Source organism: Ruegeria sp. BG8, assembly GCF_056538325.1.
Genome location: NZ_JBQFSZ010000003.1, coordinates 137,486 through 152,557, shown reverse-complemented (window position 1 = coordinate 152,557; position 15,072 = coordinate 137,486). Strand labels below are relative to the sequence as shown.

General features: G+C 58.6%; 15 protein-coding genes. 14 read left to right on the top strand and 1 reads right to left on the bottom strand.

The genetic code is table 11. From position 1 onward, the window contains the following. The first annotated feature begins 10 nt into the window (after positions 1–10). The 5 genes from ACR0DG_RS08230 to ACR0DG_RS08210 all read left to right on the top strand — a co-directional run bounded on the left by ACR0DG_RS08230 (position 11) and on the right by ACR0DG_RS08210 (position 6,020). The gene (locus tag ACR0DG_RS08230) at positions 11–1,492 is read left to right on the top strand and encodes a UDP-N-acetylmuramoyl-L-alanyl-D-glutamate--2,6-diaminopimelate ligase (RefSeq protein ID WP_480696119.1); all 1,482 of its coding nucleotides are present in this window, start codon (positions 11–13) and stop codon (positions 1,490–1,492) included. Next, positions 1,489–2,883 carry a UDP-N-acetylmuramoyl-tripeptide--D-alanyl-D-alanine ligase gene (locus ACR0DG_RS08225; RefSeq protein WP_480696117.1) on the top strand — a complete coding sequence of 465 codons (1,395 nt, stop codon included), beginning with the start codon at positions 1,489–1,491 and terminating at the stop codon, positions 2,881–2,883. Before ACR0DG_RS08230 ends, ACR0DG_RS08225 begins: the two co-directional genes overlap by 4 nt. A gap of 24 nt (positions 2,884–2,907) precedes the next feature. Continuing rightward, positions 2,908–3,990, top strand: a complete 1,083-nt coding sequence (mraY, locus tag ACR0DG_RS08220) for a phospho-N-acetylmuramoyl-pentapeptide-transferase (protein WP_480696115.1) — start codon at positions 2,908–2,910, stop codon at positions 3,988–3,990. A gap of 150 nt (positions 3,991–4,140) precedes the next feature. Continuing rightward, positions 4,141–5,541: a UDP-N-acetylmuramoyl-L-alanine--D-glutamate ligase gene (gene murD / locus ACR0DG_RS08215; protein WP_480696113.1), complete on the top strand. Its 1,401-nt coding sequence runs from the start codon at positions 4,141–4,143 to the stop codon at positions 5,539–5,541. Positions 5,542–5,645: 104 nt separating this feature from the next. Then, on the top strand, positions 5,646–6,020 hold the full coding sequence (locus ACR0DG_RS08210; RefSeq protein ID WP_480696111.1) for a glycine zipper family protein: 375 nt from the start codon (positions 5,646–5,648) through the stop codon (positions 6,018–6,020). Here the strand turns inward: ACR0DG_RS08210 and ACR0DG_RS08205 are convergent. Then, complete coding sequence (locus ACR0DG_RS08205; RefSeq protein ID WP_480696109.1) at positions 6,017–7,195, bottom strand: BaiN/RdsA family NAD(P)/FAD-dependent oxidoreductase; 1,179 nt, start codon at positions 7,193–7,195, stop codon at positions 6,017–6,019. The genes ACR0DG_RS08210 and ACR0DG_RS08205 overlap by 4 nt on opposite strands. A 125-nt stretch (positions 7,196–7,320) precedes the next feature. On the opposite strand from ACR0DG_RS08205, the gene ACR0DG_RS08200 reads away from it, so the two are divergent. The 9 genes from ACR0DG_RS08200 to ACR0DG_RS08160 all read left to right on the top strand — a co-directional run bounded on the left by ACR0DG_RS08200 (position 7,321) and on the right by ACR0DG_RS08160 (position 15,064). Then, entirely contained in the window at positions 7,321–7,677 is a 357-nt protein-coding gene (locus tag ACR0DG_RS08200; protein WP_480696107.1) for a cupin domain-containing protein, read from the top strand. Between the two features lie 156 nt (positions 7,678–7,833). Continuing rightward, on the top strand, positions 7,834–8,997 hold the full coding sequence (ftsW, locus tag ACR0DG_RS08195) for a putative lipid II flippase FtsW (protein WP_480696105.1): 1,164 nt from the start codon (positions 7,834–7,836) through the stop codon (positions 8,995–8,997). After that, complete coding sequence (locus tag ACR0DG_RS08190; RefSeq protein WP_480696103.1) at positions 8,997–10,094, top strand: UDP-N-acetylglucosamine--N-acetylmuramyl-(pentapeptide) pyrophosphoryl-undecaprenol N-acetylglucosamine transferase; 1,098 nt, start codon at positions 8,997–8,999, stop codon at positions 10,092–10,094. The genes ftsW and ACR0DG_RS08190 overlap by 1 nt, the downstream gene beginning before the upstream one ends. Beyond that, the gene (gene murC, locus ACR0DG_RS08185) at positions 10,091–11,500 is read left to right on the top strand and encodes a UDP-N-acetylmuramate--L-alanine ligase (RefSeq protein WP_480696101.1); all 1,410 of its coding nucleotides are present in this window, start codon (positions 10,091–10,093) and stop codon (positions 11,498–11,500) included. The genes ACR0DG_RS08190 and murC overlap by 4 nt, the downstream gene beginning before the upstream one ends. A gap of 75 nt (positions 11,501–11,575) precedes the next feature. Beyond that, a complete protein-coding gene (locus ACR0DG_RS08180) occupies positions 11,576–11,824 on the top strand; it encodes a DUF2484 family protein (protein WP_480696099.1) in 249 nt (82 codons plus the stop codon). After that, positions 11,821–12,075, top strand: coding sequence for a DUF2484 family protein (locus tag ACR0DG_RS08175; RefSeq protein WP_480696097.1), 255 nt, complete (start codon positions 11,821–11,823; stop codon positions 12,073–12,075). The genes ACR0DG_RS08180 and ACR0DG_RS08175 overlap by 4 nt, the downstream gene beginning before the upstream one ends. Positions 12,076–12,120: 45 nt before the next feature. Beyond that, positions 12,121–13,047, top strand: coding sequence for a UDP-N-acetylmuramate dehydrogenase (murB, locus tag ACR0DG_RS08170; RefSeq protein WP_480696095.1), 927 nt, complete (start codon positions 12,121–12,123; stop codon positions 13,045–13,047). Between the two features lie 110 nt (positions 13,048–13,157). After that, positions 13,158–14,075, top strand: a complete 918-nt coding sequence (locus tag ACR0DG_RS08165; protein ID WP_480696093.1) for a D-alanine--D-alanine ligase — start codon at positions 13,158–13,160, stop codon at positions 14,073–14,075. After that, on the top strand, positions 14,063–15,064 hold the full coding sequence (locus tag ACR0DG_RS08160; protein WP_480696091.1) for a cell division protein FtsQ/DivIB: 1,002 nt from the start codon (positions 14,063–14,065) through the stop codon (positions 15,062–15,064). The genes ACR0DG_RS08165 and ACR0DG_RS08160 overlap by 13 nt, the downstream gene beginning before the upstream one ends. Positions 15,065–15,072: the final 8 nt, after the last annotated feature.

The following is a 15,072-nucleotide window of genomic DNA, read 5'->3' as shown; positions in this document are numbered from 1 at the left end:
AAGGTGGGTCATGGGCACAAGGACAAAGACACTCAGCCAACTGGCCCTGACCGCACGCGGTGGGGCGAACCCAGAAATTACCGGTCTTGCCGTCGATAGCCGTGAGGTGAAGGATGGATACCTGTTCGCGGCGCTACCAGGTATGCGCGTTCATGGCGGTGAGTTCATTCAATACGCTCTGCGCATGGGTGCGGCGGCCATTCTGACAGATGCCGAAGGGGCAGGGATCGCGGCCGCAGAATTAGCCGAATCCGATGCCGCCTTGGTGGTGGTCGAGGACCCGAGGCAGGCATTGGCCGGGTGCGCGGCCCTGTGGTTCGGCACCCAACCGCAAACCATCGTTGCAGTCACCGGAACGAACGGCAAGACATCCGTTGCAACCTTCGTCCGGCAAATATGGTCAGAGTTGGGCCTTGCAGCCGTCAACCTCGGAACAACCGGGGTCGAGGGGGCGTGGACAGCGCCTTTGGCGCACACAACGCCAGAGCCGATCACTTTGCATCGTTGTCTGGCTGACGCTGTCGAAAACGGTGTCACGCATGCAGCGATGGAGGCGTCCTCTCACGGTTTGGAGCAGCGCCGCCTGGATGGGGTGCACCTGGCTGCGGCGGGGTTTTCCAACTTCACTCAGGACCATTTGGATTACCACGAAACCTTTGAGGCCTATTTCGCGGCCAAGGCGGGTCTGTTTGACCGCGTTTTGCCACAGGACGGCACGGTCGTCATCAATATGAGCGACCCCAAAGGCGGGCAGGTTCGGCGCATTGCTCAGGCCCGGGGGCAGGACGTGTTGACCGTAGGTCTGGGAAAGGCCGACCTTTGCCTGATAAATCAGCGGTTTGACGCAACGGGGCAGGACCTTCGGTTTTCATGGCGTGGAAAGGTGTTCCAGACGCGGTTGAACCTTATTGGTGGGTTTCAGGCCGAAAACGTTCTGTTGGCGTGCGGGCTTGTTATCGCAGGCGGCGAAGAGCCTGAGCGCGTTTTTGAAACGCTGCCGCATCTGACAACTGTCCGCGGCCGCATGCAATTGGCGGCCACACGTGAAAATGGCGCAGCGGTGTTTGTGGATTATGCGCATACCCCCGATGCTGTCGCTACGGCGCTTAAGGCGATGCGCCCTCATGTGATGGGCCGCCTCATTGCCATCGTGGGTGCCGGTGGGGATCGGGACGCAACCAAGCGTCCTTTGATGGGTAAAGCTGCCGCGAACCATGCGGACGTCGTTTTTGTCACCGATGACAACCCGCGCAGCGAGGACCCGTCAACCATTCGTGCCGCCGTGATGGAAGGGGCGCCGGACGCCACCGAAGTCGGCGATCGGGCCGAAGCGATTTTGCATGGCATCGACGCCCTGCAACCGGGGGACGCTTTGTTGATCGCGGGCAAAGGGCATGAGACTGGTCAGATCGTCGGCGATCAGGTCTTGCCATTTGATGATGTGGAACAGGCCAGCATCAGCGTGGCGGCCTTGGACGGGAGGGTCGCATGACGCTGTGGACTGCGGCTGAGGCCGCCGAGGCGACAGGCGGGCGCGCGACGACTGATTGGGTGATTGACGGTATCTCAATCGACACCCGAACACTGCAGGCAGGCGATCTGTTTGTTGCACTCAAGGCGGCACGGGATGGTCATGACTTTGTCGCCCAAGCACTGGAGAAAGGCGCAGGCGCTGCGCTGGTCTCACATGTTCCGGATGGGGTTGATGAAACGGCTCCTTTGTTGATCGTGGATGATGTTCAACCTGCGCTTGAGGCTTTAGGCCAGGCCGCACGTTCCCGAACGGAGGCCCGCGTGGTCGGAGTGACCGGCAGCGTCGGTAAAACCTCGACCAAGGAAATGCTTGCGACCATTCTGGAGACGCAGGGAAAAACCCACGCGAGCGTTGCTAGCTATAACAATCATTGGGGTGTTCCACTGACCTTGGCGCGCATGCCGAAAGATACGGAATTCGCCGTGATCGAAATTGGGATGAACCATCCCGGTGAGATCGCACCATTGGCCGTTCAAGCCCACCCACACGTCGCTTTGGTCACGACCGTAGCTGCCGTGCATCTGGAGGCGTTCGAGTCGGTTGAAGGCATTGCCCATGAGAAAGCGGCGATTTTCCAAGGGTTGACCCAAGGCGGTGCGGCCATCGTGAATGCCGATATCGCGCACACAGACATCTTGCGTCGTCATGCGCAGGACGCCGGAGCCGGGATCGTGGATTTCGGCCGCGCGGCAGAGGGCTATGTGCTGACGGATGTCGCGCAGCGCCCCCAAACCGTTAGCGCCAAGGCCAAGGTTGACGGGGTAGAGTTCTCTTTCGAGGTGAACTCGGCAGGTACCCATTTTGCTATGAATGCGTTGGGTGCCTTGGCGGCCTGTGTCGAGATGGGCGTTGATCTGGATGACGCGATTCAGGCTTTGCGCCGTTGGTCCCCGGTCAAGGGGCGCGGTGTTAGGGAAAACATAGCACTGGCCGATGGCGGCAATGTCGAGCTGCTGGACGACAGCTATAACGCCAATCCAACCTCGATGGAGGCCGCATTGGATGTGCTGGCGGCGTCTCAGGGGGCTCGGCGGATCGCCTTTCTTGGCGACATGAAGGAACTGGGCGCGCAGGAAATGGCCATGCACGCCGCGATGGCAGATGTGGGCGCGATGGCGCAGGTGGATCAGGTCCATTGCATCGGGCCCTTAATGAAGGCGCTTCATGATGCCCTGCCGGCTGAAAAGCGCGGCGTGTGGACCGAAACCAGCGCAGAGATGGCGGAGCATCTGTCGGATCTGATCCGTTCTGGTGACACCGTTCTGGCCAAAGGGTCGCTGAGTATGGCTTTGGCGCGAATTGTTGACGGTCTGAGGGAAATGGGGCAAGGGGGCGCGCTTGAGCCATGATCGCCGCATCAGAAAGGTTTTAGAATGTTATATTGGTTAACCGGCCTGTCGGATGGCGGGGATTTTTTCAACCTCTTCCGCTATATTACCTTCCGCGCTGGTGGCGCCTTCATGACGGCGCTGATCTTCGGGTTCATTTTTGGCAAACCACTGATCAACGTTCTGCGGCGTAAGCAGGGCAAGGGGCAACCGATCCGAGATGACGGGCCAGAGGGGCATTTTTCCAAAGCAGGTACGCCAACGATGGGCGGGTTGCTGATTGTCGGTGCTCTGGTCACGTCGACACTGGTTTGGGCCAGATGGGACAATCCTTATGTCTGGATGGTGCTGTTTGTAACTCTGGCCTATGCGGCGATTGGGTTCGCAGACGACTACGCAAAGGTTTCAAAGCAGAACACCAAGGGTGTTTCGGGCAAAATGCGGTTGGCTTTGGGCGTGATCATTGCCGTCCTGGCTTCGATCTGGGCCACTTTTCATCACCCGGACGCATTGCAGAACCAATTGGCTGTGCCGGTATTCAAAGATACTCTGGTCAATCTGGGGATATTCTACATCCCATTCTCGATCGTTGTCATCGTTGGGGCCGCAAATGCGGTGAACCTAACGGACGGTTTGGACGGGTTGGCCATCATGCCAGCAATGATCGCGGCGTCGACTTTGGGCGTTATTGCTTATGCGGTTGGCCGGGTCGACTTTACCGAATACTTGGACGTGCACTATGTACCGGGCACGGGTGAGATATTCATCTTTACCTCGGCCCTGTTTGGCGCGGGGCTTGGGTTTCTTTGGTATAATGCCCCGCCTGCTGCGGTCTTCATGGGTGACACCGGATCGCTGGCCTTGGGGGGCGCGCTGGGGGCCATAGCGGTGGCGACGAAACACGAGCTTGTTCTGGCCGTGGTCGGCGGATTGTTCGTTGTCGAAGCGTTGAGTGTGATCATTCAGGTCTTTTACTTCAAACGGACCGGGCGACGCGTGTTTCTGATGGCTCCAATACATCACCACTATGAGAAAAAGGGTTGGGCAGAACCGACGATCGTCATCCGTTTCTGGATCATTTCCCTGATCCTTGCGATGATTGGTTTGGCGACTTTGAAAGTCCGGTGACGCTCCCGCCAGGTTCGCAGGACCTGCGGTCCAGCTGCCACCTGTTGGGCCAGGCTCGCGCTGTCGCGCGAGCCTTTTGCGACCCTTGCCATCCGTGATGTCTTCTGCGCAGTGTGACGGGCAAATGAGCGTCAAAAGAAGGTGGGCGACATGATCCCGGTCAAAGGGTTTTCAGGGCAGAAAGTTGCGGTTCTGGGACTTGGTCGGTCAGGTTTGGCTGCGGCGCGCGCGCTGCGTGCAGGCAAAGCATTGCCGGTGTGCTGGGACGACAACGCAGAGGCCCGGGCGTCTGCTGAAGCCGAAGGATTTGATTGCGTGGACCTGCGCCGCCAGGGGGTCTTTGATGACATTTCTACGCTGATCGTTTCACCGGGTATCCCGCATCTTTACCCCGCTCCGAACCCTGTTGTGGCTGCCGCGCTGGACGCCGGTGTGCCAGTGGACAACGACATTGGCTTGTTCTTTCGGTCCTTTGCCGGGCCGGAGTGGGACAATTTCGATACGCCGCCGCGGGTCATTGCGGTTACCGGATCAAACGGTAAATCGACCACGTCGGCCCTGATTCATCACATCCTGACCGCAGCCGGGCGCGACGCGCAGTTGGCAGGCAATATTGGGCGCGGGGTTTTGGATATTGAACCGGGAAGTGATGGTTCAGTCGTCGTGCTTGAGTTGTCTAGTTACCAGACAGAGCTGGCGCGGGCATTGACCCCTGATGTGGCGGTGTTCACAAATCTGTCGCCAGATCACCTTGATCGCCACGGCGGGATGGGGGGGTATTTCGCGGCCAAACGCCGACTGTTCGCCGAAGGAGGGCCCGACCGCGCCGTCATCGGAATTGACGAAAAAGAAGGCGCGTTTCTGGCGGGGCAACTTTCCGAAGGCCCCACGGATGATCGGGTGATCCGGGTGTCGGTTGCGCGTAAGCTGAATGGGCCGGGTTGGCAGGTCTTTGCCCGCAAGGGCTTTTTGTCTGAGTACCGCAAGGGCAGGCAAGCGGGGTCGATTGACCTGCGCATGATCAAAGGCTTGCCCGGTGCACATAACCACCAAAACGCCTGCGCAGCGTATGCTGCGTGCAGGGCGTTGGGGTTGGCGCCGCGTATCATAGAGGACGCGCTGCACAGCTACCCGGGCCTTCCACACCGCAGCCAGATCATCGCCGAAGCCGACGGAGTGACCTATGTGAATGACTCCAAGGCGACCAACGTGGATAGTGCGCTCAAGGCCTTAAGCGCCTTCAAGAGCATTCGCTGGATTTGTGGCGGTCTGGAAAAAGAAGGCGGGATCGATGCGTTGAACGCGGCCATAGAGAACGTGTCCGGCGCTTATGTCATAGGGCGCGAAGCGGCGGGATTTGCGATGCAACTCGATATTGATGCGCAGGTCTGCACCACGATGGAGGTCGCCGTCGAACAGGCGATGGCCGATGCGCAGCCGGGTGAAACAGTTTTGCTTGCCCCGGCCGCCGCAAGTTTCGATCAGTATGACAATTTCGAACAGAGGGGCGAGGATTTCGCGGCCCAAGTTCGAAAAAGGTTGCCCAGCTAGTCATCTGCAAGAGGTTGCCAATCGCCTGACTTGGATGTGTTATCGGCTTGACACGCCACGGGCGTTGGTTTTGCCTTACATCAATTCAATGTGAGGTTATGACAATGACATACCGTAAATTCAGTTTGATCGTGCCCGCCCTGCTGGTGGTGGGTGCATGCACCAACACAGGGGCAAATTATCAGCCTGTGATCGACGGCCCCGTGGGTCCCAACTACAACCTCGACCTGCAACAATGTCAGCAACTGGCGGCATCGCAGGCCGGTGTTGACGGTTCAACGGCTGGAAATGCAGCCATCGGTGCAGCAGGTGCGGCCGCCGTAACAGGGATCGTACAGGACAGCAGTGACAATCTGGGGCGCGCTGCCGTGGCCGGTGCGTTGGTCGGCGCTGGCGCGGACGTGATCAACAAGAACCAGAACAAGGAAGTGATCGTCCGCAATTGCATGCGTGGACGTGGTTACAACGTCGTAGGTTAACGGCTGGCGATCGCAGTTCCGGCGGCGTGACCCGAGGACCAAGCCCATTGGAAATTGTAGCCACCCAGCCATCCTGTGACATCGACCGCTTCGCCAATCGCGTAGAGGCCGGGGATTTCCCTGGCCTCCATCGTTTTGGATGACAGATCATCGGTGTCGATACCGCCCAGCGTAACTTCTGCAGTGCGGTAACCTTCGGTACCCGATGGCGTGAGAACCCAGTCTGACAGCGCCTCGACCAATTCTCCAAGAACTGCATCCGACTGGTCTGCCAGATTACCCTGCATAGGGATTTGTGGGCTCAGGAATTCGACCAACCGGGCGGGCAGATGACGCGCCAGTTCGGTTGTCAGTGCTTTGCGTCCCGCGGTCTGGCGCTGTTCCCGGAGCGTTTCGAACAAGGGCAGGTCGGGGATCAGATTGACCCGGATGGTCTCGCCCTCATGCCAGTACGACGACAATTGCAGCACCGAAGGTCCGCTAAGCCCACGATGCGTGAACAGCAGGGCTTCGTCGAAACTGGTGCGGTCATTTGAAAGGCGGGCGGGTACCGAAACACCGGAAAGGTCTTTGAATTTACCGTCCGAGAATGTGAAAGGCACCAGTGCCGCGCGCGTCTCAGTTACGCGTAGATTGAATTGGCGGGCGATATCGTAAGCCAGACCCGTTGCGCCCATCTTGGGTATCGATTTGCCGCCTGTTGCCAGCACCAGGTTGGAGCAGGAAAGGCTGAGCCGCCGCCCATCGCGATTAACCTCAAGCGCAAACCCGCTTTCGGTCTTGCGAAGGTCTTTCAGCTCGGTCTGCAGCCATAATTCTGCCCCGGCGCGCGCCAACTCGTCACACAGCATCTGTACGATCTGTTTTGAAGAGCCGTCGCAGAACAGTTGCCCCAGCGTTTTTTCATGCCAAGCAATTTCGTGGCGGTCGACCAGGTCAATGAAATCCCACTGGGTATATCTGGCCAACGCGGATTTACAGAAATGCGGGTTTTGCGACAGGAAGTTCGCTGGCCCTGCAAACATATTGGTAAAGTTGCAGCGTCCACCGCCGGATATGCGGATCTTTTCACCCGGCGCTTTGGCATGGTCGATCACCAGCGTCCGCCCACCACAATGGGCCGCACACATCATGCCGGCTGCACCGGCCCCAAGGATGATCGTATCAAAGGTCATAGGCTGCGCATGGCGCGGATTGGTCGCAAAGGCAAGAGGCGCTATGTTGAGCACAACCCGACCAAAGGCAGGCAGCTGAAAAGAAAAGCCCGTTCGGATGAGAACACTCAACACGGAGATACCGCATGAAGCCCATCAATTTGCAGGAAAAACTCTTGCAGTTTTCGACACATTGGGACCCGCATGTTGTTGCGGATTACAATCAGAACGACGTGATGGTTGTGAAATTCTCGGGCGAGTTTCCGTTCCACAAACACGATATGACAGACGATTTCTTTTTGGTTCTTGAAGGCGAAATGATCATGGACATCGAGGGCGAGCCTTCGAAAACCGTGAAAGCTGGCGAGCTTTTTGTCGTGCCCAAAGGTGTGGTGCATCGTCCCCGCGCGGAAAACGAGGTGAAGGTGCTGCTGATCGAACCCAAAGGTGAGCCGAATTCAGGCGACGCTGATCAAGCGCCGGCACCAAAACCAAGGCTGTGAAAGGCGTTTTGCCTTTGACTAAGCAGTAGCAGCGATAAGGTGCGCAGAATTTCCCGTCTTGGTCTCATTCCCCTAGCCCAAATGAAAATTTACCTGTAGACTCTCAAATAGATCCCGAACAACGGGACGAAACGAGGCAGATAGTGGCGGTATCTCATGACTGAGATGGTGTATGGCGCGGTCCAGGACCAGCGCGGAGAACCGATTCTACCAAAGTGGTGGCGGACGATTGATCGCTGGACCATGTCCTGCGTTCTGATCCTTTTTGTCATTGGGCTTTTGCTGGGTCTGGCATCGTCGCCGCCATTGGCTGGGCGCAATGGGTTCGACCCGTTCCACTATGTCGAACGGCAGGCCATGTTCGGTGGACTGGCTTTGCTGGCGATGCTGTTTACCTCGATGATGTCGCCGACACTTGTGCGGCGGCTGGCTGTGCTGGGTTTTTTAGCGGCGTTCGTCGCTTTGGCCTTTCTGCCTGTTTTTGGCACGGATTTCGGCAAGGGCGCTGTGCGCTGGTATTCGCTGGGGTTTGCGTCTCTTCAACCGTCCGAGTTTTTGAAGCCCGGCTTTATCGTCGTGGCGGCATGGTTGCTAGCCGCGTCGCAAGAGATCAACGGCCCCCCGGGAAGGTTGTGGTCCTTTGCCCTGTGTATGGCCATCGTAGCGATGTTGGTTTTGCAGCCGGATTTCGGCCAAGCCTGCCTGATCCTGTTCGGATGGGGCGTGATGTATTTCGTGGCAGGTGCGCCGATGCTGCTGTTGGTGGGAATGGCTGGTGCAGTCGTTCTGGGCGGCATGTTCGCCTATTCCAATTCCGAGCACTTCGCGCGCCGAATTGACGGGTTCCTGAACCAAGAAGTCGACCCGACCACACAGTTGGGCTATGCAACAAACGCCATTCGCGAAGGTGGCCTGTTCGGTGTTGGCGTTGGAGAGGGGCAGGTTAAGTGGTCTCTGCCTGATGCGCATACAGACTTCATCATCGCTGTCGCGGCCGAAGAATACGGCCTGATCCTGGTGCTGATCATCATTGCGCTGTATTCGCTGATCGTTGTGCGCTCGTTGCTGCGCCTGATGCGCGAGCGGGACATGTTCATCCGTTTGGCAGGTACTGGTCTGGCCTGCATGTTCGGCGTGCAGGCGATGATCAACATGGGTGTCGCTGTACGACTGCTGCCTGCAAAAGGCATGACGCTGCCGTTCGTAAGCTACGGCGGCTCATCGCTGATCGCCGGGGGCATCGCAGTTGGGATGCTGCTGGCTTTTACACGCACACGCCCTCAGGGCGAACTTGGTGATATTCTGCGCGGACGAGGCTGATGGGAACACCCTATCTTCTGATTGCAGCTGGCGGCACCGGGGGCCACATGTTCCCGGCGCAGGCGCTGGCCGAAGCGATGCTGCAAAAAGGTTGGCGTGTCCGTTTGTCGACTGATCCGCGCGGTGCGCGGTACACCGGCGCATTTCCCCAAGAGACCGAGATTGTCGAGGCATCCTCGGCCACTTTCGCGCGTGGGGGTTTGGCGGCCAAAGTCATGGTGGGGCCAAAGATTGCGGCTGGGGTGGCGGCAATGGCCGGTCAGATGATGAGGGATAAACCCAGCGTGGTTGTGGGTTTCGGCGGCTACCCGTCCATCCCGGCGCTGGGTGCTGCGACTATGCTGAAGTTGCCCCGCATGATTCACGAACAGAACGGTGTTCTGGGACGCGTCAATCAGGTGTTCGCGAAGCGTGTCGCCAAGGTCGCTTGTGGCGTCTGGCCGACGGACTTGCCTGACGGGGCGCAGGGTATCCACACGGGAAACCCGGTTCGTGCCGCCGTGTTAGAGCGCGCGGGCGCCCCCTTTATCCCGCCCGGTGACTATCCAATGTCTGTTCTGGTCATGGGCGGTAGTCAGGGCGCGCGTATCCTCAGCGATGTGGTGCCGGGCGCAATGGCGGCTTTGCCGGAAGGTTTGCGTGACAATATCCGCGTCTCGCATCAGGCTCGAGACGAAGATGGTGAACGGGTCAAGGCGTTTTATTCTGATCATGGAATAGAAGCCGAAGTCCTGCCCTTTTTCGATGACGTCCCGCGCCGCATGTCTGAGGCGCAGCTTGTGATCTCTCGCTCGGGCGCGTCCAGTGTCGCCGATATTTCGGTGATCGGGCGGCCCTCGATCCTGATCCCATTTGCAGCGGCTGCAGGCGATCATCAGACCGCGAATGCGCGCGGATTAGTGCAGGCAGGCGGTGCCATCATGATCCCCGAAAACCTGCTTGACGTTTCTTCGCTCACGCAGCAAATGACCACGGTTTTGACCAACCCCGAAGCCGCCCAGAAAATGGCCCATGCCGCTCTGTCGACCGGCGCTCCTGACGCAACAGAACGTCTGGTGGCGCTTGTTGAAGACCTCGCGCAGAAGGATGACACATGAACCCAGCAACCAAACTGCCGCAGGACGTTGGGCCGATCCATTTCGTTGGGATCGGTGGGATTGGGATGTCAGGGATTGCCGAGGTACTATTGAACCTTGGATACCGGGTGCAAGGGTCCGACCTGAAAGCGTCAAAGATCACGGACCGTCTGGCGTCTTTGGGGGCTGAAATATTCGAAGGCCAGAACGCCAGGAATTTGGAAAACGCCGCTGTGGTCGTTGTCTCAACCGCGATCAAACCGGGCAATCCCGAATTGGACGAAGCGCGCGCGCAAGGCCTGCCTGTTGTACGCCGCGCCGATATGTTGGCCGAGCTGATGCGCCTGAAATCCAACATCGCGATCGCGGGAACCCACGGTAAGACCACCACCACCACAATGATGGCCGAGCTGATGGTGGCCGGCGATTTTGACCCGACCGTTATCAATGGCGGTATCATCCATGCCTACGGCAGCAACGCGCGGATGGGGCAGGGCGAATGGATGGTGGTCGAGGCGGACGAATCCGACGGCTCGTTCAATCGGCTGCCGGCAACCATCGCTATTGTCACCAATATCGACCCCGAGCATATGGAGCACTGGGGCGATTTCGACAAACTGCGTGACGGGTTCCATGAGTTCGTCTCGAACCTGCCGTTCTACGGGTTAGCGGTGTGCTGTACCGATCATGCCGAAGTGCAGTCCCTGGTTGGTCGGATAACCGACCGCCGTGTGCGGACTTATGGTTTCAACGCGCAGGCCGATGTGCGCGCGGAAAACCTTACCTACGCAAACGGCGTCGCGCATTTTGACATTCACCTGCAATACGAAGACAAGGTGATCGAAGGCTGCACCCTGCCGATGCCGGGCGACCACAATGTCTCGAACGCGTTGTCTGCGGTGGCCGTGGCCCGTCATCTGGGCATGAAGACGTCTGAGATCCGAGAGGCTCTGGCCAATTTCGGAGGGGTCAATCGCCGCTTTACCAAGGTTGGAGAGGTCGATGGCGTGACTATCATCGACGACTACGGCCATCACCCCGTCGAAATCTCGGCCGTGCTAAAAGCCGCGCGGCAGGCTTCGGATGGAAGGGTCATCGCCGTGCACCAGCCGCACCGCTATTCACGTCTTTCGAACTTGTTTGATGATTTTTGCACCTGTTTCAACGACGCGGATGTTGTCGCGATCGCTGACATCTTTGCTGCGGGCGAAGACCCGATCGAAGGCGCATCGCGGGATGATCTGGTGCAGGGTTTGATCCGACACGGCCATCGCCATGCCCGGGCGCTGCTGGATGAGAATGATCTCGAACGCCTTGTCCGCGAACAAGCACGCCCCGGAGATATCGTTGTGTGTCTGGGGGCTGGCACCATCAGCGCCTGGGCGAACGGTCTGCCCGAACGGTTGCAGCGGAAGAAGGCGGTGTAGGGTTTTGACTTCTCTTGACGTGAAATCTGCAAGAGAGTTCCTGTTGCTTTGGCATCAACGTCCTTGGAGGGGCGCGTGGTTAATTCGGTAGTGTTTGCAGGGCTATGGGTCATCGCCTCGACCATCGTTGCGATGCTGCCGATGCGTCTGCAGTTCCCGCCCGGAGTTGTTTTATTCGTAAGCGCGCCGGCGTTGATCGTTTGGCTGGGGTATGATTTCGGTTGGTTCTTTTCGGTTTTGGCCTTTGCGGCGTTTGCGTCGATGTTCCGCAATCCGATCCGCTATTATTGGCGCCGCTGGTCGGGGCAGGAGGTTGAGGAATGAACTGGTCCATCGCTTTGGCTGCCGTATGGGGGATCGCTGCAAATGTGCTGGCGATGATCCCCAGCAAAGACAATCATTGGAGACGCGCCTATTTTCTGATCGCCGTTGGCATTCCGATCCTTGGGTATGTCACGTTGCAGAACGGCCCGTGGATCGGGTTACTGGTTCTGGCGATGGGAATGTCTGTTCTGCGCTGGCCCGTGATTTACCTTGGCCGTTGGCTGCGCCGTGTTCTGGGGCCTTCGCAATAAAGGATACAGCTTGCGTTGGCAGATTAAATCCGCGATCTAGCGCGCATGACTATTCTTCCTTCTCCGCGCGGCAAGCTTTCGGAAAACCGGCCTTTGAACGATTTGACATGGCTTCGCGTCGGAGGGCCGGCGGACTATCTGTTTCAGCCTGCCGATCTTGAGGACTTGCAGGACTTCCTGCGCGAACTGCCCTCCGACATCGGGGTCTTTCCGATGGGCGTCGGGTCGAACCTGATTGTGCGTGACGGCGGGCTGCGTGCCGTGGTCATCCGTTTGGGGCGCGGGTTCAACGGCATCGTGGTCGACGGCGATACCGTTACGGCAGGCGCGGCTGCTCTGGACGCGCATGTGGCGCGCAAGGCGGCGGATGCGGGTGTTGACCTGACCTTTTTGCGCACCATTCCCGGATCAATTGGCGGGGCAGTGAAGATGAATGCGGGTTGCTATGGCAGCTATACCGCAGATGTGCTGCGTAAAGTGACGATTGTGACGCGGCAGGGCGAACTTGTGGACCTGTGTCCTCAGGACCTGAATTTCCGCTACCGCCAATCTGATTTGCCAGAAGGCGCTGTGTTGGTTTCTGCCGTTTTCGCAGGCCCTACCGGTGATCCCGATGAACTGCACGCGCGAATGGCGGCGCAATTGCAAAAACGCGATGAAACGCAGCCGACCAAGGACCGTAGCGCGGGGTCAACCTTCCGAAATCCGGCCGGGTTTTCGTCGACCGGCAAGGCCGATGATGTGCACGACTTAAAGGCGTGGAAAGTGATTGATGATGCGGGCATGCGTGGGGCCACCGTCGGTGGCGCACAGATGAGCCCAAAACACTCGAATTTCATGATAAACACGGGTACGGCAACGGCCGCTGACCTCGAAGGTCTGGGCGAAGAAGTGCGAAAAAAGGTTTACGAAACAAGCGGCATCACGCTAGAGTGGGAAATCATGCGGGTCGGCGATCCGCTGAACGAATAAAGCCCCGGCCGTCAGACCATAATCAGGCAAATTCAGGCGACGGATCAAAGGCATAACGCAGTACGGACCACCACATAAGGTCCGGGGACATTGAGGCGCACGAAGTGGGAATGTCGAGCAGGACAACCCCGAAAGTGGCGGTATTGATGGGTGGCCCCTCGGCGGAACGCGAGGTGTCTCTCAGCTCTGGGCGCGAATGCGCGGCCGCCCTTGTGGGAGAAGGCTTTGAAGTGGTCGAGCTGGACGCCGGCCCCGACCTGTATGCGCGTCTTTTGGATATCAAGCCTGATGTGGTTTTCAACGCTCTGCACGGTCGCTGGGGCGAAGATGGCTGTGTGCAGGGCCTGCTTGAATGGATGCGGATTCCGTACACACATTCCGGGGTCCTCGCCTCGGCGCTGGCGATGGACAAACAGCGCAGCAAAGAGATCTACCAGACTGAGGGCCTGCCCATCGTGCCCAGCGTGATCGTCCCCAAAATCGAGGTGGTCGAGGTTCACGTGATGGAGCCACCCTATGTGGCAAAACCGAATAACGAAGGTTCCAGCGTCGGCATTTACATCGTGCACGAAGGCTCCAACGGACCGCCACAACTGTCTGATGACATGCCAGAGCACATCATGGTCGAAAAATACGTGGCCGGGCGCGAGCTGACCGTTACCGTTATGGGTGATCGCGCGCTGACCGTGACCGAGATCATGACCGATGGCGGGTGGTATGATTATGATGCCAAGTACAAGCCCGGTGGGTCGTGGCATGTATTGCCCGCGGACATTCCGCAGGACATTTTCGATCGCTGCATGGATTACGCGGTAAAAGCGCATAACGCTCTGGGCTGTCGCGGCGTGTCCCGCACCGACTATCGCTGGGATGACAGCATGGGTGCGGATGGCCTGTTTTTGCTGGAAACCAACACTCAGCCTGGCATGACGCCAACGTCACTGGTGCCCGAACAGGCCGAACACTGCGGTATGACATTTGGTCAGCTGTGCGCCTGGATGGTGGAGGACGCATCATGCGACCGCTAAGAGCGACCCGAGCCCCTGTCATCCACCGGAGCAAACCTCTGTCCGGTCCGGACGCGGATTTCGCCTCGGGTGATGATCGGAACGTTGAACCCAAATTGCGGTTAAGCGGTGTTAAGCTGTTTGGGCGCAAGTCCCGGCGGTTTGATCCTGCGCCGTCGCGCTTAAGCTACCGCCTACAGCGATGGATGCTGACACCCGGTGTCCGGCGCGGTTTGAAATACGGGCTGCCTGTATTTGCCGTGTGTCTGGCACTTGGGGGGTATTTCAGCCCTGAAGAACGACGCGAAGCAGTTGTCGCCTATGTGAACGATATCAAGACCTCGATCCAACAGCGCCCCGAGTTTATGGTCAACCTGATGGCGATTGATGGTGCCAGCGCCAACTTGTCGGAAGACATTCGCGAAGTTGTGCCGTTGGATTTCCCGATCAGTTCGTGGGATCTGGATGCGGAACACATCCGCGATACGATCACCGGCCTTGATCCTGTCAAATCCGCAACCGTGCGGGTTCGGCCCGGCGGCATTCTTCAGGTTGACGTGGTCGAGCGTGAGCCGGTTGTTGTTTGGCGCACCCGAAGCGGCACCGAATTGCTGGACGAAACCGGCGCGCATGTCGAACGCATCGCGTCCCGAAAAGACCACGCCAATCTGCCTTTGATTGCGGGCAGGGGCGCAGACGGTCACGTGGCCGAGGCACTTGCCTTGCTGAACACCGCGCGCAGTTTGGGCGGGCGCGTTCGGGGACTGGTCCGCATTGGTGAGCGTCGTTGGGATCTGGTTCTGGACCGGGGGCAGAGGATCATGCTGCCGACGGAACGGCCCGTTCGCGCGCTTGAACGCGTGTTGGCGGTGAACGAGGTGCAGGACCTTCTGGAACGCGACGTGGCCGTGGTCGACATGCGCCTTGGGCAGCGGCCGACCATTCGAATGACCAAAGCCGCCAGCGAAGACTGGTGGAATACAAAAGTAGATGTGAGTAGCGGGCAGTAACGACCATG